The sequence below is a fragment of the Couchioplanes caeruleus genome, from assembly GCF_003751945.1.
GTDB classification, from domain to species: domain Bacteria; phylum Actinomycetota; class Actinomycetes; order Mycobacteriales; family Micromonosporaceae; genus Actinoplanes; species Actinoplanes caeruleus.
Genome location: NZ_RJKL01000001.1, coordinates 3,711,322 through 3,731,185, shown reverse-complemented (window position 1 = coordinate 3,731,185; position 19,864 = coordinate 3,711,322). Strand labels below are relative to the sequence as shown.

Here is a 19,864-nt window from a genome sequence, read left to right as displayed (position 1 = left end):
AAACTTCGAACCAGGCAGATTTGACAGCCTTCGGCATCGAAGCGAAGGGTAGGCAACCTGTTCGTTTCGCCGGGGAGGCTCCGTGTTCGCTCTGTCCCGCCGCCGATTGCTGGCGCTGGCCGGAATCGGCGGCCTGACCGGCACGGTCGCGTCCGCACCGGCGGTGGCGGCGCCGGCCCGGGGCGACTCCGTGGCGAAGATCTACCGCGAGGTGTTGCACGTGCACACCCGGTGGGTCGAGGAGCAGTGGGATCCCGCGATCGGCGCGTACAAGGCGGCCGACTTCCGCTTCGCGGCCGTGCTGGGCAACGCGGTCCTGCTGGGTATGAAGGACTACGACTCCCGGCTCGCCGGCGTCGACGCCGCGACGCTGCGCGCCAGGACGGTCGCGACGATCAAGCGCTGTGCCGCCTCCAACCAGCTTGCCGGCGGCACCGAGTGGGGGCGCCGGCTCCTCGGGGACTCCACCGTCGAGCTCTACCTCGTGCTCGCCGCCCGGCTGTTGTGGACCGATCTCGACCCCGCCACCCAGGGCAACGTGCAGCGGATCGCCGAGGGGCAGGCCGCGTACGCGTACCAGCTCAACGCCGGGAACGATCCGATGAGCGGCGACTGGGGGCCCAACGGCACCGACGGCGGATGGCGCGGCGACACCAAGCTCGCGGAGATGGGCGTCCTGGTGGAGGCCCTCGCGCCCGGTATCGCCTGGACCACCGACGCCCAGTCCGCCGCGGCCTGGCGGGCGCGCCTGCGTTTCTGGGCCACCAACGCCAGCGCCCTGCCGGAGGCCGACCGGGCCAACCCCACGGTGCTCGACGGCGAGCGGATCGACCGGCTCAGCAGCGCGCACAACCTGCACGACACGTTCATCGTCGAGCGGCACAAGTCCGCCGATCCGCACCACCAGGCCGAGCTGTGGCGTACGGCCGGCCGCGCGGCCATCCACTTCCTGATCGCCGGCCGCAAGGTTCCCGAGGTGCTGACCCGCCAGCCCAACGGCGATCAGCTCTGGCGCACCCTGCGGTTGCTGGCCAGCGACGCGGGCGAGCCGGTGCAGCCGATGGCCGCGGACCGCTACCACCTGTACGGCCGCGACGTCCTCCCGCTCGCGTTCCTGGCCCAGGTCCTGGGCGACCGGGACGCGGCGCGCGCCGAGGCGGATCTCGCCGAGCGCCTGATGCCGTACCTGCGCTTCGCCCCCGCATACCGGCTCACGAAGTTCGGCGGCGAGGAGAAGCACGAGCCCGAGGCGCGGGCCGAGCTTGCCATCGCGTACCTCTTTCACAAGCTGCGCACCACGCCGGTGCCGCCGGTCACCCGGGAGCAGTTCTTCCGCCGCGCCGCCGGCACCCGCGACTTCGGCGGCGACGTCGGCCTCACCGCGCACCAGTCGGCGACCGCCTTCGCCGCGGCGGTCACCAAGCCGGACTTCGTCACGTTCCTCTGGCAGCCGAACCACGACCACTGGCTCGTCGACACGCGCGTCCCGGCGTTCCTACCCGCCAGGGTCACGCCGTCGAGCCATTGGACGAAGGCGTACCGGAAGATTCGCGACGGCGTCGACGCGACCGCGACCGTCCTCGCCGTGAACGGCGGCTACGCGGGCTTCACCACGCTGCCGACCGGCACCGTCGTCTATGCCAGCACCGGCCTGCCCGGCGAGGGCGGCCTCACCCTCTTCACCTTCGCCATGCCGGGCATCCCCGGGCTTGACGGCGCCCGCACCTTCACGTTCGCCGGCGGCCGGGCCGAGCTGCCCGACGAGATGATCGGCGACATCACGTTCACCCCGCGCAAGGCCCGGTACGTGCGCATGCTCGGTCGCGAACCGGCCACTCCGGACGGATACGCCCTCTGGTCCTTCGCGGTCCTCGACGTGACCGGCGCCGACCTCGCCCAGGGCGCGATGCCGACCGCCTCCTCGAGCGACCCCTACAGCCCCTCGCGCCACGCCACCGACGGCAATCCGCAGACCCGCTGGGCGGTCGCACCCGAGGAGCGCGGCCGGGCCGACAGTTGGATCGCCGTGGACCTCGGCTCGGCGGTCCGGGTCGCCGGTGCCCGCATCGCCTGGGATGCCGCGTACGGCAGAAGGTTCGCCATCCAGACCTCGACCGACGGCGTGACCTGGACAGACGCGGCAGAGGTCCCGCAGACCCGCACCGCCGCGCGCTGGGTCGGCATCGACGGGCGCGCCGGAATCGTGACCCACGGCGGCGACGGACGGATCACGGTGACGGCGACCGAGGTCCGCGCGCCGGCGCCGATCATCGAGGGGTACGCCGGCGGCCGCACGAACCTCGCCCGGGCCGCCGCCCGGACGCTGCCGACCGCGAAGGGGCTCTCGGTCAGCGACGCGGACGGCCACCTGAGCGTCTTCAATCTCTCCGCGGCTGCGGCTCGGGACGTGACCGTACGCCTTCCCGCCCGGCGCACGCTCTACCGCGGCGAGCAGGTGCTCACCAAGTGGGGACTCGAATGGACGGTCAGCCTGGACGGCGGCACCGCCCGGGTGGAACCGCCGCGCTTCACCCTGGCCGGCGACCCGCCGCCGGGCACCCGGTTCCTGGTCAGGGACTCCCATCACCTCACCGTCACCGCTCCGGCGACGCGCCGGGCGGTGGTCACGCTGCGCAAGGGGACCTGGTCGGAGACCGTACGCGTGCCCGCCGGCAAGTCCCGCAGCGTGTCGGTGCCGGGCGCCCCGGTGACGCCGACCGCCGACCTCGCCCGGGGCCGGACGACCTTCCCGACCTCGCCGCTGCCCCCGGGAATGACGTCCCCGCACCGCGCGGTCGACGGCGACCCGGCGACATCGTGGCGGCCGGGCGCCGCGGGGCGCATGGTGGTCGACCTCGGCTCGGTGACCGCCGTCGCGAAGGTGCGGCTCACCTGGACGCGCGGCCGGCGGCGGCCGCACCGGCTGGAAGCCTCCCCGGACGGCCGCGTGTACGGCCCGCTGGGCGCCCGGGCGCGGTACGTCGCCGTGGTGGTCGAGGGCTGGCGTCCGGGCGACGCCGAGCTGGTGCACCTCGCGATCACCTGAGCTCCGGCGGGATGTGACCTTCGTGCCGGTCGCCGGTATGCTCGTCGGCGGGCCGTGACTGGCGCGTTGAAGATGGATGACCATCGGGGAGCGGTCCCACCCACTCGGGGTGACCGCCGTGCGCCTGGGCCTCATCACCTGTGATAGGGAGGTCCGATGTCTGAGCTCAACGCCGAATCGACCGCTTTTCGCGCCGCGCTGGACGCCGTGCGCGCCGTCGAGCCCCGGATCGCCGATGCGATCGCCAAGGAGCTGCACGATCAGCGGGAGTCCCTCAAGCTGATCGCGTCCGAGAACTACGCGTCCCCCGCCGTGCTGCTGGCGATGGGTAACTGGCTTTCCGACAAGTACGCCGAGGGCACGATCGGCCGCCGCTTCTACGCCGGCTGCCAGAACGTCGACACCGTCGAGTCGGTCGCCGTCGAGCACGCCAAGGCGCTGTTCGGCGCTCCGTACGCGTACGTGCAGCCGCACTCCGGCATCGACGCCAACCTCGTCGCCTACTGGGCCGTGCTGGCCGACCGGGTCGAGGCCCCGGCGCTGGCGAAGGTGCAGAAGCGCAACGTCAACGACCTCACCGACGCCGAGTGGGCCGAGCTGCGGCAGGCGTTCGGCAACCAGCGCATGCTGGGCATGTCGCTCGACGCGGGCGGCCACCTCACCCACGGCTTCCGCCCCAACATCTCCGGCAAGATGTTCGACCAGCGCAGCTACGGCGTGGACCCGGCCACCGGCCAGATCGACTACGCCGCACTGCGGGAGTCGGCGCGCGAGTTCAAGCCCCTGATCATCGTGGGCGGCTACTCGGCGTATCCCCGCAAGGTGAACTTCCGGATCATGCGCGAGATCGCCGACGAGGTGGGCGCGACCTTCATGGTCGACATGGCGCACTTCGCGGGCCTGGTCGCCGGCAAGGTCTTCACCGGCGACTTCAACCCGATCGAGCACGCCCACATCGCCACCACGACGACCCACAAGAGCCTGCGCGGACCCCGCGGCGGCGCGGTGTTCTGCCAGCCGGAGCTCGCCGACCAGGTCGACCGCGGCTGCCCGATGGTCCTCGGCGGGCCGCTCGGCCACGTCATGGCGGCCAAGGCGATCGCCTTTGCCGAGGCCCGGCGCCCGGAGTTCGCCGACTACGCCCAGCGCATCGTCGCCAACAGCCAGGCACTCGCCGAGGGCCTGATCAAGCGCGGCGCGACGGTGGTCAGCGGCGGCACCGACAACCACCTCGTGCTGGTCGACGTCGACAAGTACGGCCTGACCGGCCGCCAGGCCGAGCAGGCGCTGCTGGACAGCGGCATCGTCACCAACCGCAACTCGATCCCACAGGATCCGAACGGCGCCTGGTACACCTCCGGCATCCGCGTCGGCACCCCGGCCCTGACCACCCGCGGCCTCGGCACGGCGGAGATGGACCAGATCGCCGACCTGATGCACACGGTCCTGTCGCAGACCAGGGCGGGCGCGTCCAAGGCCAAGTTCGACCTGGACGCCGCCGTGGCCGACCGGATCAGCAAGCAGGCCAGCGAGCTGCTCTCCGGCTTCCCGCTCTACCCGAGCGTCGACCTGGGCGTCTGAGTTCATCCGCGGAACGGGCCCGGTGGCGGGCCCGTTCCGCGGACGGCTCAGGCCACCGCGGACGGCTCAGGCCACCGCGGGCGGCTCAGGCCACCGCGGGCGGCGGCGGGGAGGCGCCGGTCATGATGGCGACCGCCTCCGACATGGAGTGCGACTTCGGGGTGATCACCGTCGCTCGGCGGCCCAGGCGCTGGATGTGGATGCGGTCGGCCACCTCGAAGACGTGCGGCATGTTGTGGCTGATCAGGATCACCGGCAGGCCGCGGTCCCGGACGTCGCGGATGAGCTGGAGGACGCGGTTGCCCTCCTTGACGCCGAGCGCCGCCGTCGGCTCGTCGAGGATCACCACCCTGCTGCCGAAGGCCGCCGACCGGGCGACCGCCACCGCCTGGCGCTGACCGCCGGAGAGCGACTCCACCGCCTGGCCGATGTTCTGCAGGGTGCCGATGCCCAGCTCCGACATGTGCCGGCGGGCCTCGGAGCGCATGTGCCCGCGGTCGAGCATCCGGAAGATCGTGCCGAGCGGGCCGGTGCGGCGCTGCTCGCGCCCGAGGAACAGGTTGTCGGCGATGTCGAGGCCCGGCGCGACGGCCAGGGTCTGGTACACGGTCTCGATGCCGGCCTCGCGCGCCTCCATCGGGTTGCGGAAATGGACCCGCTGCCCGTCGAGGTAGATCTCCCCGCTGTCCGGGATCAGCGCCCCGGACAGCGCCTTGATCAGGCTCGACTTGCCGGCGCCGTTGTCGCCGATCACCGCGAGGATCTCGCCGGGGTAGAGCTCCAGGTCGCCGCTCTCGATCGCCGTGACCCGGCCGTAGCGCTTGGTGAGCCCGCGAGCCTCGAGGACGGGAGTGGGCCTGCTCGCGGTCATGTCTTCACCTTCCTGATCCACTGGTCGAGGGAGACCGCGACGAGGACGAGCAGGCCGATGGCGAAGCCCTGCCAGACCACCTCGACGCCGGCGAGCTGGAGGCCGTTGCGGAAGACCCCGACGATCAGGGCGCCGATGAGGGTGCCGAGGACGCCGCCGCGGCCGCCGAAGAGGCTCGTGCCGCCGAGCACGACGGCGGTGATGGAGTCGAGGTTGTAGTCCACGCCGACGTTGGGGCTGGCCGACGCCAACCTGCCGATGAGGATCCAGCCGCCGATCGCGTAGAGCAGCCCCGCGAGCGTGTAGACCGAGAACAGCACCCGGTTGGTACGGATGCCCGCGAGCCGGGCGGCTTCGATGTCGTCGCCGGTCGCATAGACGTGTTTGCCCCAGGCGGTGGAGCGCAACGCGTAGAAGAAGTACCCGAAGAGCGCCAGCATGATGATCGATCCGTACGTGAGCCGGAAGCCGCCGATCGGGATCGTGGTGCCGGTCCAGGTCATGATCGACGGCATGTCGGAGCCGCGGACCGTCTCGCTCTTGGAGACCACCGAGTTCAGCGAGAAGAAGATGGTCAGGGTGCCGAGCGTGACAATGAACGGTGGCAGTTTGAGCCGGGTCACCAGGGCTCCGTTGAGGGCGCCCATCGCCGTGCCGCAGGCGAAGCCCAGCAGCAGCGCCGGGATCCCGGGCATGCCGAGGTCGGTGCAGAAGCTCGCCATCAGGACCGACGAGAAGACCGCGATGGCGCCGGCCGCCAGGTCGATGCCGGCGGTGAGGATCACCAGCGTCTGACCGAGGGCGAGCGTCGCGATGACGGTCACCTGGGCCAGCACCAGCGACAGGTTCGCGGCCGAGAAGAAGCGGGTGTTGACCAGCGAGAAGGCGATGACGGCGACGATCAGGACGGCGAGCGGGCCGAGGACCGGGTTGCCGTGCAGGACGTGCTGGACGCGCAGGCCGAGCGAGTCGTGCCGGTTGACGTCGAAGTCGGGTGTGTGGTCGGTGGCGGTTGCCATGGTCAGCCCCAACAGTTCTGCTTGCCCCACGCGGAGTCCTTGGCCTCCACGCCGGTCTGCGGGTCGTCGGTGATCAATTGGGCGCCGGTGTCGACGAAGTCCTTGCCCTCGGTGGCGGTGGGCTTGGTGCCGTCCTTGGCGTACGCGGTCACGGCCTCGACGCCCAGCGCCGCCATCTTCAGCGGGAACTGCATGGAGGTCGCGCCGATGATGCCCTTCGCGACGTTGTCGACGCCGGGGCAACCGCCGTCGACGGAGACGATGGTGACGTCCTTGTCCCTGCCGGCGGCCTTCAGCGCCTGGTAGGCCCCGGCCGCCGCGGGCTCGTTGATCGTGTAGACGAGGTTGATCGACGGGTCCTTCTGCAGCAGGTTCTCCATGGCCGTACGCCCGCCGTCCTCGGCGCCGTCGGTCACGTCGTGGCCGACGATCCGCGGGTCGCTCTCGTCGCCGATACGGTTGGGATCGCCGACCGGGATGCCGAAGCCGTCGAGGAACCCCTGGTCGCGCTTGACGTCGACGGACACCTGGTTGGCGTTGAGATCCAACATGGCGATCTTCGCCTGCTTGCCCTCGGCGTCGAACTTGGCCTTGGCCCACTGCCCGATGAGCTTGCCGGCCTGGTAGTTGTCGGTGGCGAAGGTGGCATCGACGGCGTCGGCCGGATCGGTGGGCGTGTCCAGGGCGATGACGAGCATGCCCTGCTGCCGGGCCTTGTCGATGGACGGGACGATCGCCTTGGAGTCGTTCGGCGTGATGAGGAAGCCCTTGGCTCCCGACGACATGAGGTTCTCGATGGCCTGCACTTGGGCCTCGTTGTCGCCGTCCTGCTTGCCGGCGAACGACTGCAGTTCCACGCCCTGCTGCGTCGCGGCCTGCTGCGCGCCCTCCTTCATCTTGACGAAGAAGGGGTTCGTATCGGTCTTGGTGATGAGGCCGACGATGTCGTCGCCTCCACCGGATCCACCGCCGCCGCAGGCCGCCGTGCCGAGCACCAGGGTCACGGCGGCCAGCGCGGGTGTGAGACGTCTCTTGATCAGCAATGAGCCACGCATGTCTGCTCCAAATCGATTCAGCAGGAATCGAGAGACAACGTTGTCTTGCAGTAGACGACTCGGGGCATCGACTGTCAACAATGAGTTCTCGGTTCGTTGCTTTCAGTGATCAAGTGGGGGAGAGATGGGGCGACCCACGATGAACGACGTCGCCCGCCGCGCGGGCGTCAGCCTCAAGACCGTGTCCCGCGTCGTGAACGGCGAGGCCACGGTGGACCCGGCCCTGGCCGCCCGGGTCCGTGCCGCCGTCGCCGCACTCGGCTATCGCCCCAACCTCGGCGCGAGCATGCTGCGCCGCAACGACCGGCGGACCCGGACGATCGGCCTGCTGCTCGACGACGCCGGCGACCCGTTCTCGGCGCTGCTGCACCGCGCCGTAGAGGACGAGGCCCATCCGCGCGGCGTACACGTCCTGAGCGGCAGCCTGGACGACGACCCGGACCGGGAACTGGAGCTCGCCACCGCCTTCGCGCGCCGGCACGCCGACGGCCTCATCCTCGCGCCGGCCGCACCGGACCAGGGCTACCTCGCCCGTGAGCTGCAACCCGGCACGCCGGTGGTGTTCGTGAACCGCCCCGCGACCGGATATCGGGCGGACACCGTCCTGGCCGCCAACCGCTCCGGTGCCGCGGCGGCCACCCGCCACCTGATCGGCCACGGGCACCGCCGGATCGCGTTCCTCGGCGCCACGCCCCGGTTCGCCACCGCCCGCAGCCGCCGCCAGGGCTACCGGGACGCGATGCGCGAGGCCGGCCTGCCGACCTGCGAAGCCGCCGTGCCGGAAGCCCGCGGACCCGCCGCCACCGCGGCCCTGCTGGCGCTCGCCGAGCCCCCGACCGCGCTGTTCGCTGCGGAGCACCGGCTCACCGTGGGCGCGCTGCGAGCGCTGCGCCGCGAGGGCCTGCACCGGCGGATCGCGCTCGTCGGCTTCGACGACCTACCCCTGGCCGACCTCCTGGAGCCGGCGCTCACGGTGGTCGCCGAGGACCCGGCCGCGATGGGCCGCGCGGCGGCACGTGCCCTCTTCGAACGCATCGAGGGCCGGGCCGGCGAGCCTCGCGAGATCACCATTGCGACGACGCTGATCCCCCGTGGCTCGGGCGAACTGGCGCCCTGAGGCGCCTACAGTGGCCGCATGCGGCTGGTGATCACGACCGACACCCACGTTCCGAAGCGCGCCCGCGACCTGCCGGCGGAGCTGTGGACGGCCGTCGACGCGGCCGACGTGGTGGTGCACGCGGGCGACTGGGTGGACGAGGCGACCCTCGATGCCCTCGCCGCGCGCGCCGAACGCCTGATCGCCTGCTACGGCAACAACGACGGCCCGGCGCTGCGCGCCCGCCTCCCGGAGATCGCCCGGGCCACGCTCGACGGCGTCCGGATCGCCGTGATCCACGAGACCGGCGACGCCAGGGGCCGGGAGCAGCGCTGCGCGCAGGCCTTCCCGGACACCGACATCCTGATCTTCGGCCACTCGCACATCCCCTGGGACACGACGACCCCGGGTGGACTGCGGCTGCTCAACCCGGGCAGCCCCACGGACCGCCGCCGCCAGCCGTACTGCACCTACGTGACCGCCGAAATCGCCGAGGGTCACTTCGGCCAGGTGGCTCTGCACCGCCTCCCACCCCGTCGGTGAGCGCTGCCCGGTCACGCGCCCCAGCCGGCCTGCCGGCCGCCGACCCGGTCCGCGACGATCTTCTCCTGGTAGCCGCTGCGGAGATAGGCCCGCACCGGATCGGGGTCGAGCCCCAGGTCCGAGCGCACCTCCGCGAGCAGTGGCCGCACGTCGGTGTCGTAGGCGTCCATCAGCACCGCGTTCGCCTCGAGGACGTCGCCCTCGGCCTGCGCCCGCGCGAGCGCGTCCCGATCCACCAGCAGCGCCTTGGCCGTCGCCTCCTGGATGTTGAGAACCGACCGGATGATGGCCGGTATCCTCATCTCTATGTTATGACATTGGTCCAGCATGAAGTTGATACCGTACGCCGGATCGAGCGCGCCTCCCCGGACGATCTCGTTCATGATGCGGAAGAGCTGGAACGGATCGGCCGCACCGGCCATCAGGTCGTCGTCGGCGTAGAAGCGGCTGTTGAAGTCGAAGGCACCCAGCTTCTTCTGGCGGAGCAGGAACGCCACGATGAACTCGATGTTGGTGCCGGGAGCGTGATGGCCCGTGTCGATGCACACCGTCGCCCGCTCGCCCAGCTCGATGCAGTGGGCATACGACGTGCCCCAGTCCGGGATGTCGGTGGCGTAGAAGGCCGGCTCGAAGAGCTTGTACTCCAGCAGGATGCGCTGGTGCTCGCCGAGGCGGCCGTAGGCCTCCCGCAGCGCCGACGCGAGCCGGTCCTGACGGCTGCGCAGGTCGTCCTGGCCGGGGTAGTTGATGCCGTCCGCGAACCACAGCTTGAGGTCCCGGGAGCCGGTGGCGTCCATGATGCCGACGGCCTGGAGAAGGTGATCCGTCGCCTTGCGGCGGATGCCCGGATCCGGGTTGGTGACCGATCCCAGCTTGTAGTCGTCGTCCTGGAAGACGTTGGTGTTGATGGCGCCGATGCCGACGCCGAGGGAGGCCGCGTGGTCCGCGAGGGCGCGGTAGTCGTCCACCTCGTCCCACGGGATGTGCAGAGCGACCGTCGGCGTGACGCCCGTGAACCGGTGCACGGTGGCGGCGTCGGCGATCTTCTCCTCGGGGCTGCGGGGAACACCCGGCTGGGCGAAGACCTTGAACCGCGTACCGGAGTTGCCGAAGGCCCACGAGGGGGTCTCGATGCGTTGCGCGGCGAGCGCCTGCCTGACCGCGGCGAGGTCGACGGCCATGGCTCAGAAGTCGAACTGGTCGATGTTCTGGGCGGTGAACTCGGTCGGCGGGCCGAGAACGATCTCGCCGTCCGCGCCGATGGTGTACTCGCCCAGCTTGCCTGCGGTGAACGTCTCGCCCTGCTTGCCGGTGATCTTCCCGGAGGCGAGGGCGGCGCCGGCGTACGCGGCCAGGTAGCCGATGTCCGCCGGGTTCCACAGGGCGAACTTCTTCACCGTGCCGTCCTTGACGTACTCGCGCATCTGGTTCGGCAGGCCCAGACCGGTGATCGTGACCTTGCCCTTGTAGTTCGAGGAGCTGACGTACCGCGAGGCGGCGGCGATGCCCACGGTGGTGGGGGAGACGATCACCTTCAGATTCGGGTACGACTGCAACAGGCCCTGCGCCTCCTGGAAGGACTTCTGGTCGTCGTCGTTGCCGTACGCGGTCTTGACCAGCTTGAGCTTCGCGTACTCCGGCTTGGCCAGTTCGGACTTCATGACCTCGATCCAGGCGTTCTGGTTCGTGGCGTTCGGGGTGGCCGAGAGGACGGCGATCTCACCCTCGCCGCCGGCCAGCTCGCTCGCCATCTTCACCAGGCTCTCGCCGATGCCCTGGGTGGTGGCCTGGTTGATGAATGCGTCGCGGCAGGCCTTGGAGGCGTCCGAGTCGAACGACACCACCTTGATGCCGGCCTGCCGGGCCTGGTTGAGCGACGGGCAGACCGCATTGGGGTCGTTGGCCGCCACCACGATCACGTCCTGCTGCTGCTGGATCAGCGTGTTGATGTAGCTGACCTGGGAGGAGGCGCTCGCGTCGTGGGGACCGACGAGCTTGTACTCGCCCTTCAACTCGCCGACCGCCACCTTGCCCCCGGCCGTCTCGACGTCCGAGTACGGGTTGTTGAGCTGCTTGGGCAGATACGCGAACTTCAGCCCGGTCTTGATCGACGCGTTCGGGTCGGCGGAGGCGCCGGGCTGCCCCGCGGCGCCGCCGTTCGAGGAGGCGCTGTCCTTGGTGGTGCCGCCGCAGGCGGCGAGGCCCAGAACGAGGAGTGAGGCGCTGGCAGCGGTCAGTAGTCGGCGATGGGGAGGAAACATGGCGCACTCCTAGAACGAGGGGATTCAGTGAGCGGCGGCCTGGCGGAGTTTCCGCCGGTGCCAGGTGGTGCGGATCGACGACGCGAGGTTCGGCAGCAGCACCGAGAGCACGAGCAGCGCGCCGGTGACGACATTGAGGGCCTGGCCGGAGACGTCCTGCAGGCGCAGGGCGTTCTGCAGGGCGGCGAGCAGCACGACGCCGGCGAGGACGCCGGGCAGGGTGCCCTTGCCGCCGAAGATCGAGACGCCGCCGAGCAAGACCGCGGCGACCACGGCGAGCTCGAGTCCGGCGCCGTTGTCCGCGCGGGCGCTGGAGTAGCGCAGCGTCCACAGCACACCGGCGAGGCCGGCGATCGTGCCGCTGGCCACGTAGAGCCAGAACTTGGTCCGGGCGACCGGGATGCCGGAGAAATGTGCGGCCTGGGCGTTCGCGCCGATCGCGTAGAGCGAGCGGCCGAAGGGAGTCGCATGCAGGACGACGCCGGAGACGAGGGCCAGGGCGACGATCACCACCAGCACATTCGGTACGGCGCCGCCGCCGATGGTGCCGGTGACCCAGCCGGTGTAGTTCCACGGGAAGTCCGCCACCGCCCCGTCGCCGAGCACGACGAAGGCGAGGCCGCGGTAGAGGGCGAGCGTGCCGATGGTGACCGCCAGCGAGGGCAGGCCGAGGCCGGTGACCAGGAAACCGTTGCAGGCGCCCAGGATCGCGCCGGCCACCAGGCAGAGCGGGACGATCGTCTCGATCGGCAGGCCGTTGTTCCAGAGCCAGCCCATCAGCGAGCTGGTCAGGCCCAGGGTGCTCGCCACCGAGAGGTCGATCTCGCCGGTCACGACGATCAGCGTCATGGTCAGGGCGACCAGCGCGATCGGCATCAGGTCGAGGACGAGGAAGGTGAAGTTGCGGCTCGTGCCGAAGCTGGGCACCGCCAGCGAGGCGATGACGAGCACCGCCACCGTGAGCAGGACTATGAGGCTGTCCCAGCTCGCGAGCTCTATTTTTGTTTCTTTCGGTCTTCCGCCGCGGGGAGGCTCAGTTTCTGTTTCTTTCGGTCTTCCGCCGCGGGGAGGCTCAGTGTCTGTTTCTTTCGGTCTTCCGCCGCGGGAAGGCTCAGACATGGCTGTCCCTCTTCGTCAGGGAGCGGGCGATGCGGACCGCGACCAGGCGGTCGGCGCAGATGGCCAGGATGATCAGCGCGCCGACGATGGCCTGCTGCCAGAACTGGTTGATGTCGAGGACGGCGAGGGCGCTGCCGATGACCGTGAGCAGCAGTGCGCCGAGCCCCGCACCCCAGACCGTGCCACTGCCGCCGAAGACGGCCACGCCGCCGACCACGACCGCGGCCACGACGTTCAGCTCGTAGCCGGTGCCGGCCGCCGCGTCCACCGTGCCGAAGCGGGCCGCGAAGAGCACCCCGGCGAGGCCGGCCAGGGCGCCGCTGACGGTGAAGGCGCCGAGCAGGTTGCGGGCCACCCGGATGCCGGCGAGCTCCGCGGCCTGGGGGCTGGAGCCCACCGCATACAGCTCGCGGCCGACCCGGTAGTTGCGCATGATCAGGGAGACGCCGCCGACCACGACGAGCGCGATCAGCACCAGCCACGGGATGCCCAGGACCGAGCCGCCCGCGAACCGCAGGAAGTGCCGGGGCAGCTCGTCGGCGTTGACCTGCTGACCGCCGGCCCACGAGTACGTGACGCCGCGATACATGTAGAGCGTGCCGAGCGTGACCACCAGCGCCGGCACCCCGCCGAAGCGGACCAGGACGCCGTTGACCACGCCGGCGACCGCGCCCACCCCGATGCCGGCGAGGAGCGCGACGGCCATCGGCAGGCCCGGGATGGCGCTCATCATCGTCGCGACGGTGAAGGCGCTGAGCCCCAGCACCGATCCCACCGAGAGGTCGATGTTGCGGGTGATCACCACGACCGCCTGGCCGGCCGCCATCACCGCCAGGATGGCGGAGTTCAGCAGGATGTCGCGGATGCTCTGCCCGGACAGGAAGCGCGGATTGTTGACGGCGGTGAAGACGACGAGGACGGTCAGCGCGAGGATGATTCCCAGCTCGCGGATGCGCACCAGAGCGTCGAGGGTGCGCCGGGAGGGTCCGGCGGTGGCGATGGCTGCCATCAGGTGCCCACCGTTCCTTCCTGGACAGGCCCTCCTGGCCCTCGGCCTCGCTGCCGTAGGTCGGCGGAGGCTGCGTTCGCCTCGGTGCAGTCGGTCATGTCGGCTGGCCCGTTGCGGCGTACATGACGGCCTCCTGGGTGGCCTCTGCGCGGGTGAGCCGCGCGGTGACGTGGCCCTCGCGCAGCACGATGATGCGGTCCGCCATGCCGAGCACCTCGGGAAGCTCGGAGGAGACCATGACGACGGCGAGGCCCCGGGCCGCCAGCGCGGACAGCAGCCGGTGGACCTCGGCCTTGGTGCCGACGTCGATGCCGCGGGTGGGTTCGTCCACGATGAGCAGCTTCGGTCCGGTCGCCAGCCACTTGGCGAGCACGATCTTCTGCTGGTTGCCGCCGGAGAGGGTGCCGACCGGGTCGGAGAGCCGGCCGAACCTGGTCTGCAACTGCCGCGTCCAGTGCGCCGCCTCGCGCCGCTCCGCGCCGCCGAAGAGGAGTCCCAGCCTCGCTAGGGCCCGGGAGCGGGGCAGCGTCACGTTGCGGGCGATCGACAGCTCGATGATCAGGCCCTGCTGGCGCCGATCCTCCGGAACCAGCCCCATCCCGGCCGCCATCGAGGCGCGCGGGGACCCCGGCTTGAGCCCGCGGCCCAGGAAGCGGACGGTTCCCCGGTCGTAGCGGTCCACGCCGAAGACCGCCTGCATCACCTCGGAGCGGCCGGCGCCGACGAGGCCGGCGAGCGCGACGATCTCCCCGGCCCGGACGGTGAAGCCGACGTCGCGGAAGACCCCTTCCCGGCTTAGCCCCTCGACCTCCAGCACGGTCTCGCCGATGGTGGCTTCCTGCTTGGGGTAGAGCGTGCTCAGGTCGCGTCCGACCATGCGCCGGATCATGTCGTCGACGGTGAGCTCGCCGACCGGCTCGGTGCAGACGTGCCGGCCGTCGCGCATGATGGTCACCCGCTGGCAGAGGGCGGTGATCTCCTCGAACCGGTGCGAGATGAACACGATGGCCGCGCCCTCGTCCCGCAGGGCCCGGGTGACCGCGAAGAGCCGGTCCACCTCGACGCCGCTGAGCGCGGCCGTGGGCTCGTCCATGACGAGGACCCGCGCCTCGGCGGACAACGCCTTGGCGATCTCGACGAGTTGCTGGTCGGCGATGGAGAGGCCGCGCGCCGGGCGGGCGGGGTCCACCTGGACGCCGAGGCGGGCGAAGAGCCGGGCGGCGTTGACGTGCATGGCCCGGCGATCGATCTGCCGGAGCCGGGTCAGCGGCTGGTTGCCCATAGCGATGTTTTCCGCGACCGACAGGTCCGGAAAGAGCGTGGGCTCCTGGTAGATGACGGCGATGCCGGCGGCCTTGGCGTCGGCCGGTCCGGCGAACTCGGTGCGCTCGCCGTCGACCACGAGCGTGCCGGTGTCGGGGCGGTGCACCCCGGCGAGCATCTTGACGATCGTGGACTTGCCGGCGCCGTTCTCGCCGACCAGGGCGTGTGCCTCGCCGGCGTACAGCGGGAAACTGACCCCCTGGACGGCTGCCACGGCGCCGAACGACTTGGTCACGTCGCGCACTTCCAGCACGGCGCCCATGGCCACCTCCGCAGCTTGAAATGTTTCAGAAGCCGAGGGAACGAACGTAGGTGGCTTCCATCACACGTGTCAAGGCTCAAGCGGCGCAGCGACGCGGCGGCTGTCGTAGGATGGCGCTTCAACGTTTCAAAAAGGGGAAAGCGTGGCCAGAACCCCGTCCGTCAAGGACGTCGCCGCGTCGGCCGGCGTCTCCCTGGGCACCGTCTCGAATGTGATGAACCGCCCCGAGGTGGTCAGCCCGGCCACCCGTGAACGGGTCGAGAGGGCGATGGCCGAGCTCGGTTTCGTGCGCAACGAGTCCGCGCGCCAGCTTCGCGCCGGCACCAGCCGTACCCTCGCCTACGTCATGCTCGACGGCAGTAACCCGTTCTTCCACGACGTCGCGCAGGGCATCGAGCTCGCCGCGGAGGACGCGGACCTGTCGCTGTTCATCTGCAACAGCAACGGCCGCGCCGACCGGGAGGCGGTGCACCTCGACCGGCTCGTGCAGCAGCGGGTCCAGGGCGTGCTGATCACCCCGGTCGACCCGGAGGCGGCGCATCTGGCGGAGATCGGCCGGCGGGGCATCCCGATCGTCATCGTGGACCGGGTGGGTGCCGGCGCGTTCTGCTCGGTCGCGGTCGACGACGTGCTGGGTGGCCGGATCGCCGTCGAGCACCTCGCCGAGCAGGGGCACACCCGGGTCGCGGTGGTCGGTGGGCCGGAGTCCATCGGCCAGGTCCGCGAGCGCCTCCAGGGTGCCCGGGAGATCTGGGCGGAGCTGGGCCTCGACCCCGAGGGGCTGACCCATCTGCCCACCGCCGCGCTCACCGTCGCGGAGGGACGGTCGGCCGGCGAGCGCCTGGCGGGCATTCCGGCGCGGCGCCGACCCACCGCCGCGTTCTGCGCCAACGATCTGCTCGCGCTCGGTCTGCTGCAGCAGAGCATCGGCGCCGGGCTACGGATCCCGCAGGACCTGGCCATCGTGGGGTTCGACGACATCGACTTCGCGGCCGCGGCCGCCGTGCCGCTGACCTCGGTGCGCCAGCCGCGGCAGGAGCTCGGCCGGGCGGCCGCGCAGCTCGTGCTCGACGAGGCGTCGAACCCGCGGCACGAGCACCAGCAGCTCTCCTTCGTCCCCGAGCTCGTGGCCCGGGCGTCGACGGTCGCCCGGCACCGGGCCTACTGACGAACTGTTGATTGACCGGCGTCTGTCGCGGCCCTTAGTCTTCCGGCATCCATGAAACGTTTCATGAGCGGAGGACGGCCATGTCCCACCCCGCGGTCAGCGACCTCCTGGCCCGCAGCAACCGCCTCGGCGCCGACCCGAGCACCACCAACTACGCCGGGGGAAACACCTCCGCCAAGGGCACGGCGACGGACCCGGTCACCGGCGCGACCGCCGAGTTGATCTGGGTGAAGGGCTCGGGCGGCGATCTCGGCACGCTCACCGAGGCCGGTCTCGCCGTGCTCCGCCTCGACCGCCTGCGCGCTCTCGCCGACCGCTTTCCCGGCGGCGACCGCGAGGACGAGATGGTCGCCGCCTTCGACTATTGCCTGCACGGCCGGGGCGGCGCCGCGCCCTCCATCGACACGGCCATGCACGGCCTGGTCGAGGCCGCGCACGTCGACCACCTGCACCCGGACGCAGGCATCGCCCTCGCCACGGCCGCCGACGGTCCGGCCCTGACCAAGGAGATCTTCGGCGACCGGGTCCTCTGGGTGCCGTGGCGCCGGCCCGGCTTCCGGCTCGGCCTCGACATCGCCGCCGTGCAGCGGGCGAATCCACAGGCCATCGGCGTCATCCTCGGCGGGCACGGCATCACCGCGTGGGGTGCCACCAGCGAGGAGTGCGAGGCGCACTCGCTGGAGATCATCCGCACCGCCGCGGCGTACCTGGCCGAGCACGGCCGCGCGGAGCCGTTCGGCGCGCTGGTGCACCGGCCGCTTCCGGAGGAGGTACGGCACGAGCGGGCGGCAGCGCTGTTCCCGATCGCGCGCGGCCTGGCATCCACGGACCGGCCGCAGGTCGGGCACTACACCGATGCCGGGGTGGTGCTCGACTTCGTCGGTCGCGAGCGGATGCCCGTGCTGGCGGCGCTCGGCACGTCCTGTCCCGACCACTTCCTGCGTACCAAAGTGAAGCCCCTGGTCCTCGACACCGCTCCCGATGCTCCGCTGGCGGTGGTCGAGGCGCGGTTCAGGGAGCTGCACGCGGCCTACCGGGACGACTACCGCGCCTACTACGAGCGGCACGCGACCGCCGAGAGCCCGGCCATGCGGGGCGCCGATCCGGCGATCGTGCTCGTGCCGGGCGTGGGCATGTTCAGCTTCGGCGCCGGCAAGCAGACCGCCCGGGTCGCCGGCGAGTTCTACGTCAACGCGATCAACGTCATGCGCGGCGCCGAGTCGGTGTCCACGTACGCGCCGATCGGCGAGTCGGAGAAGTTCCGCATCGAGTACTGGGCCCTCGAGGAGGCGAAGCTGCGCCGCATGCCCCGACCCAGGCCGCTGGCCGCCCGGGTCGCCTTCGTCACCGGCGGCGGCTCGGGCATCGGGCGGGCCGTCGCCCGGCGGCTCACGGCCGCGGGGGCCTGCGTGGTGGTCGCCGACCGCGACGCCGCCGCGGCGGCCGAAGTGGCCGGCGAGCTCGGGGGCGCCGACGTCGCCGTTGCCGTCGAGGCCGACGTCACCTCGGAAGCCGCCGTCGCCGCCGCCGTGCGACGGGCCGTGCTGGCATTCGGCGGAGTCGACCTGGTGGTCAACAACGCCGGCCTGTCCATCTCGAAACCGCTGCTGGAGACCACCGAGGCCGACTGGGACCTGCAGCACGACGTGATGGCGAAGGGCTCCTTCCTGGTCTCGCGGGCCGCCGTGCGCGTCATGACGGCCCAGGGGATGGGCGGCGACATCGTCTACATCTCCAGCAAGAACTCGCTCTTCGCGGGCCCGGACAACGTCGCCTACGGCGCCGCCAAGGCCGACCAGGCACACCAGGTCAGGCTCCTCGCCGCCGAGCTCGGCGGGCACGGCATCCGGGTCAACGGCGTCAACCCCGACGGTGTGGTCCGCGGCTCCGGCATCTTCGCCGGCGGCTGGGGCGCCCAGCGGGCCGCCGTCTACGGCGTTCCGGAGGAGCGGCTCGGCGAGTTCTACGCCCAGCGCACGCTGCTCAAGCGCGAGGTGCTGCCGGAGCATGTGGCGAACGCTGTCCTCGTGTTGACCGGCGGCGAGCTCAGCCACACCACCGGCCTGCACATCCCGGTCGACGCCGGCGTCGCGGCCGCGTTCCTGCGGTGAAGACCTTCGCGGCGGTGGACCTCGGCGCCTCCAGCGGACGGGTCATGGCCGGCCGCGCCGGCCCCGGGACGCTGGAGCTGACCGCCGTGCACCGCTTCCCCAACGAGCCGGTACGGATCGGCGGCACCCTGCACTGGGACATCCTCGCGCTCTACCGCGACGTGCTCCACGGCCTGCGCGAGGCCGGGCCCGTCGACGGCATCGGCATCGACTCGTGGGCCGTCGACTACGGGCTGCTGGACGCGACCGGCGCACTGCTCGGCAACCCCGTGCACTACCGCGACGGCCGCACCGACGGGATCGCCGCCAGGGTCGCCGCGACGATCTCCGAGCCCGACCTGTACGCCCGGACCGGCCTGCAGAAGCTGCCGTTCAACACGATCTACCAGCTCGTCGCGGCCGCGGGGACACCGCAGCTCGAGGCCGCGCGGCACCTTCTGCTCATCCCCGACCTGATCGCGTACTGGCTCACCGGCGAGCAATGCGCCGAGGCCACCAACGCGTCGACCACCCAACTGCTGGACGCGCGGTCCGGGACGTGGGCGAGCGGCCTGATGGACGAGCTGGGCATCCGTCCGGCACTCTTCCCCGGACTCCGGATGCCCGGCGAGGTGATCGGCCGGACGCTTCCCACGGCAGGTCTCGGGGAGACGGACGTCATCGCCGTCGGCTCGCACGACACGGCGTCGGCGGTCGTGGGGGTGCCGGGGGCGGGGCATTTCGCGTACATCTCGTGCGGGACGTGGTCGCTGGTCGGTGTCGAGCTGGAGGCTCCCGTGCTGACCGAGGCGTCGCGCCTGGCGAACTTCACCAATGAGGGCGGGGTCGACGGCACCGTCCGATACCTGCGCAACGTCATGGGACTCTGGCCGTTGCAGGAGTGTCTGCGGGACTGGGGCAGGCCCGACCTCCCCGCGCTGCTGCGGGCGGCGGCCGCCGCGCCGGCCTTCGGAACCGTGCTCGATCTCGACGATCCGGCGTTCCTGCCACCGGGCGGCATGGCGGACCGGATCCGCCGGCGGGCCGGACGGCACCTCGACCGGCCGGCGCTCGTGCGGTGCATCATGGACAGCCTGGCGCTCGCGCATCGCCGGGCGGTACGTCAGGCGCAGGAACTGTCCGGCCGGCACGCCGACACGGTGCACATCGTCGGCGGCGGTGCCCGCAACGAGCTGCTGTGCCAGCTCACCGCGGACGCCTGCGGGCTGCCCGTCCTGGCAGGGCCGGTGGAGGCGACGGCGCTGGGCAACGTGCTCGTGCAGGCCCGCGCGGCCGGCGCGATCGGCGGCGACCTCCCGGCGCTGCGGGCCCTGCTGCGGGACACTCAGCAGATCGTGCGCTACGAGCCGCGTGGCGACGAGGCCACGTGGCGTGCGGTCGAGCGAGAGGTGGGAGGCTGA

At 71.4% G+C, this 19,864-nt stretch carries 15 protein-coding genes and 1 riboswitch; of the genes, 7 read left to right on the top strand and 8 right to left on the bottom strand.

The window, feature by feature from the left end; translation table 11 throughout:
* The first annotated feature begins 82 nt into the window (after nt 1-82).
* Together EDD30_RS16595 and EDD30_RS16590 are read left to right on the top strand one after the other, a co-directional pair.
* Nucleotides 83-3,046, top strand: coding sequence for a discoidin domain-containing protein (locus EDD30_RS16595; RefSeq protein ID WP_071803647.1), 2,964 nt, complete (start codon nt 83-85; stop codon nt 3,044-3,046).
* 44 nt (nt 3,047-3,090) lie between these two features.
* A riboswitch (ZMP/ZTP riboswitch) is annotated at nt 3,091-3,183 on the top strand.
* Nucleotides 3,184-3,202: 19 nt separating this feature from the next.
* Entirely contained in the window at nt 3,203-4,627 is a 1,425-nt protein-coding gene (locus tag EDD30_RS16590) for a glycine hydroxymethyltransferase (protein ID WP_071803646.1), read from the top strand.
* Nucleotides 4,628-4,712: 85 nt separating this feature from the next.
* Here EDD30_RS16590 and EDD30_RS16585 read toward each other — a convergent pair whose 3' ends face one another.
* The 3 genes from EDD30_RS16585 to EDD30_RS16575 are packed head-to-tail and all read right to left on the bottom strand — an operon-like array spanning nt 4,713 to nt 7,572.
* Nucleotides 4,713-5,498: an ATP-binding cassette domain-containing protein gene (locus EDD30_RS16585; protein WP_071803645.1), complete on the bottom strand. Its 786-nt coding sequence runs from the start codon at nt 5,496-5,498 to the stop codon at nt 4,713-4,715.
* Nucleotides 5,495-6,547 (bottom strand): ABC transporter permease, encoded by a 1,053-nt coding sequence (locus EDD30_RS16580; protein ID WP_244945269.1) that lies wholly within the window; start codon nt 6,545-6,547, stop codon nt 5,495-5,497. The genes EDD30_RS16585 and EDD30_RS16580 overlap by 4 nt, the downstream gene beginning before the upstream one ends.
* Complete coding sequence (locus EDD30_RS16575; RefSeq protein ID WP_071803643.1) at nt 6,520-7,572, bottom strand: sugar ABC transporter substrate-binding protein; 1,053 nt, start codon at nt 7,570-7,572, stop codon at nt 6,520-6,522. Before EDD30_RS16575 ends, EDD30_RS16580 begins: the two co-directional genes overlap by 28 nt.
* A 139-nt stretch (nt 7,573-7,711) precedes the next feature.
* Here EDD30_RS16575 and EDD30_RS16570 point away from each other — a divergent pair, with 139 nt between their 5' ends.
* Together EDD30_RS16570 and EDD30_RS16565 are read left to right on the top strand one after the other, a co-directional pair.
* Entirely contained in the window at nt 7,712-8,689 is a 978-nt protein-coding gene (locus EDD30_RS16570) for a LacI family DNA-binding transcriptional regulator (protein WP_084556165.1), read from the top strand.
* Nucleotides 8,690-8,707: 18 nt separating this feature from the next.
* Nucleotides 8,708-9,211, top strand: a complete 504-nt coding sequence (locus EDD30_RS16565) for a metallophosphoesterase family protein (protein WP_071803641.1) — start codon at nt 8,708-8,710, stop codon at nt 9,209-9,211.
* A gap of 11 nt (nt 9,212-9,222) precedes the next feature.
* Here the strand turns inward: EDD30_RS16565 and rhaI are convergent, their stop codons facing one another.
* The 5 genes from rhaI to EDD30_RS16540 all read right to left on the bottom strand — a co-directional run bounded on the left by rhaI (nt 9,223) and on the right by EDD30_RS16540 (nt 15,185).
* Nucleotides 9,223-10,392, bottom strand: a complete 1,170-nt coding sequence (rhaI, locus tag EDD30_RS16560; protein ID WP_071803640.1) for an L-rhamnose isomerase — start codon at nt 10,390-10,392, stop codon at nt 9,223-9,225.
* Nucleotides 10,393-10,395: 3 nt separating this feature from the next.
* Nucleotides 10,396-11,472: a rhamnose ABC transporter substrate-binding protein gene (gene rhaS / locus EDD30_RS16555; RefSeq protein WP_071803639.1), complete on the bottom strand. Its 1,077-nt coding sequence runs from the start codon at nt 11,470-11,472 to the stop codon at nt 10,396-10,398.
* Nucleotides 11,473-11,496: 24 nt separating this feature from the next.
* A complete protein-coding gene (locus EDD30_RS16550) occupies nt 11,497-12,429 on the bottom strand; it encodes an ABC transporter permease (protein ID WP_244945268.1) in 933 nt (310 codons plus the stop codon).
* Nucleotides 12,430-12,583: 154 nt separating this feature from the next.
* Nucleotides 12,584-13,600: an ABC transporter permease gene (locus EDD30_RS16545; protein WP_071803638.1), complete on the bottom strand. Its 1,017-nt coding sequence runs from the start codon at nt 13,598-13,600 to the stop codon at nt 12,584-12,586.
* A gap of 94 nt (nt 13,601-13,694) precedes the next feature.
* The gene (locus EDD30_RS16540; protein WP_071803637.1) at nt 13,695-15,185 is read right to left on the bottom strand and encodes a sugar ABC transporter ATP-binding protein; all 1,491 of its coding nucleotides are present in this window, start codon (nt 15,183-15,185) and stop codon (nt 13,695-13,697) included.
* Between the two features lie 142 nt (nt 15,186-15,327).
* Between EDD30_RS16540 and EDD30_RS16535 the strand changes: the two genes are divergently transcribed.
* The 3 genes from EDD30_RS16535 (at nt 15,328) to EDD30_RS16525 (ending at nt 19,864) form a co-directional block, all read left to right on the top strand.
* Entirely contained in the window at nt 15,328-16,353 is a 1,026-nt protein-coding gene (locus EDD30_RS16535; RefSeq protein WP_071803636.1) for a LacI family DNA-binding transcriptional regulator, read from the top strand.
* Nucleotides 16,354-16,433: 80 nt separating this feature from the next.
* Nucleotides 16,434-18,464, top strand: a complete 2,031-nt coding sequence (locus tag EDD30_RS16530) for a bifunctional aldolase/short-chain dehydrogenase (RefSeq protein WP_123678322.1) — start codon at nt 16,434-16,436, stop codon at nt 18,462-18,464.
* Nucleotides 18,461-19,864, top strand: a complete 1,404-nt coding sequence (locus EDD30_RS16525; RefSeq protein ID WP_244945267.1) for a rhamnulokinase — start codon at nt 18,461-18,463, stop codon at nt 19,862-19,864. Before EDD30_RS16530 ends, EDD30_RS16525 begins: the two co-directional genes overlap by 4 nt.

Coding starts and splice junctions, on each gene's coding strand:
- EDD30_RS16530 (WP_123678322.1), top strand. CDS start 16,434: ATGTCCCACCCCGCGGTCAGCGACCTCCTGGCCCGCAGCAACCGCCTC.
- EDD30_RS16565 (WP_071803641.1), top strand. CDS start 8,708: ATGCGGCTGGTGATCACGACCGACACCCACGTTCCGAAGCGCGCCCGC.
- EDD30_RS16585 (WP_071803645.1), bottom strand. CDS start 5,498: ATGACCGCGAGCAGGCCCACTCCCGTCCTCGAGGCTCGCGGGCTCACC.
- EDD30_RS16545 (WP_071803638.1), bottom strand. CDS start 13,600: ATGGCAGCCATCGCCACCGCCGGACCCTCCCGGCGCACCCTCGACGCT.
- EDD30_RS16575 (WP_071803643.1), bottom strand. CDS start 7,572: ATGCGTGGCTCATTGCTGATCAAGAGACGTCTCACACCCGCGCTGGCC.
- rhaI (WP_071803640.1), bottom strand. CDS start 10,392: ATGGCCGTCGACCTCGCCGCGGTCAGGCAGGCGCTCGCCGCGCAACGC.
- EDD30_RS16570 (WP_084556165.1), top strand. CDS start 7,712: ATGAACGACGTCGCCCGCCGCGCGGGCGTCAGCCTCAAGACCGTGTCC.
- EDD30_RS16590 (WP_071803646.1), top strand. CDS start 3,203: ATGTCTGAGCTCAACGCCGAATCGACCGCTTTTCGCGCCGCGCTGGAC.
- rhaS (WP_071803639.1), bottom strand. CDS start 11,472: ATGTTTCCTCCCCATCGCCGACTACTGACCGCTGCCAGCGCCTCACTC.
- EDD30_RS16540 (WP_071803637.1), bottom strand. CDS start 15,185: ATGGGCGCCGTGCTGGAAGTGCGCGACGTGACCAAGTCGTTCGGCGCC.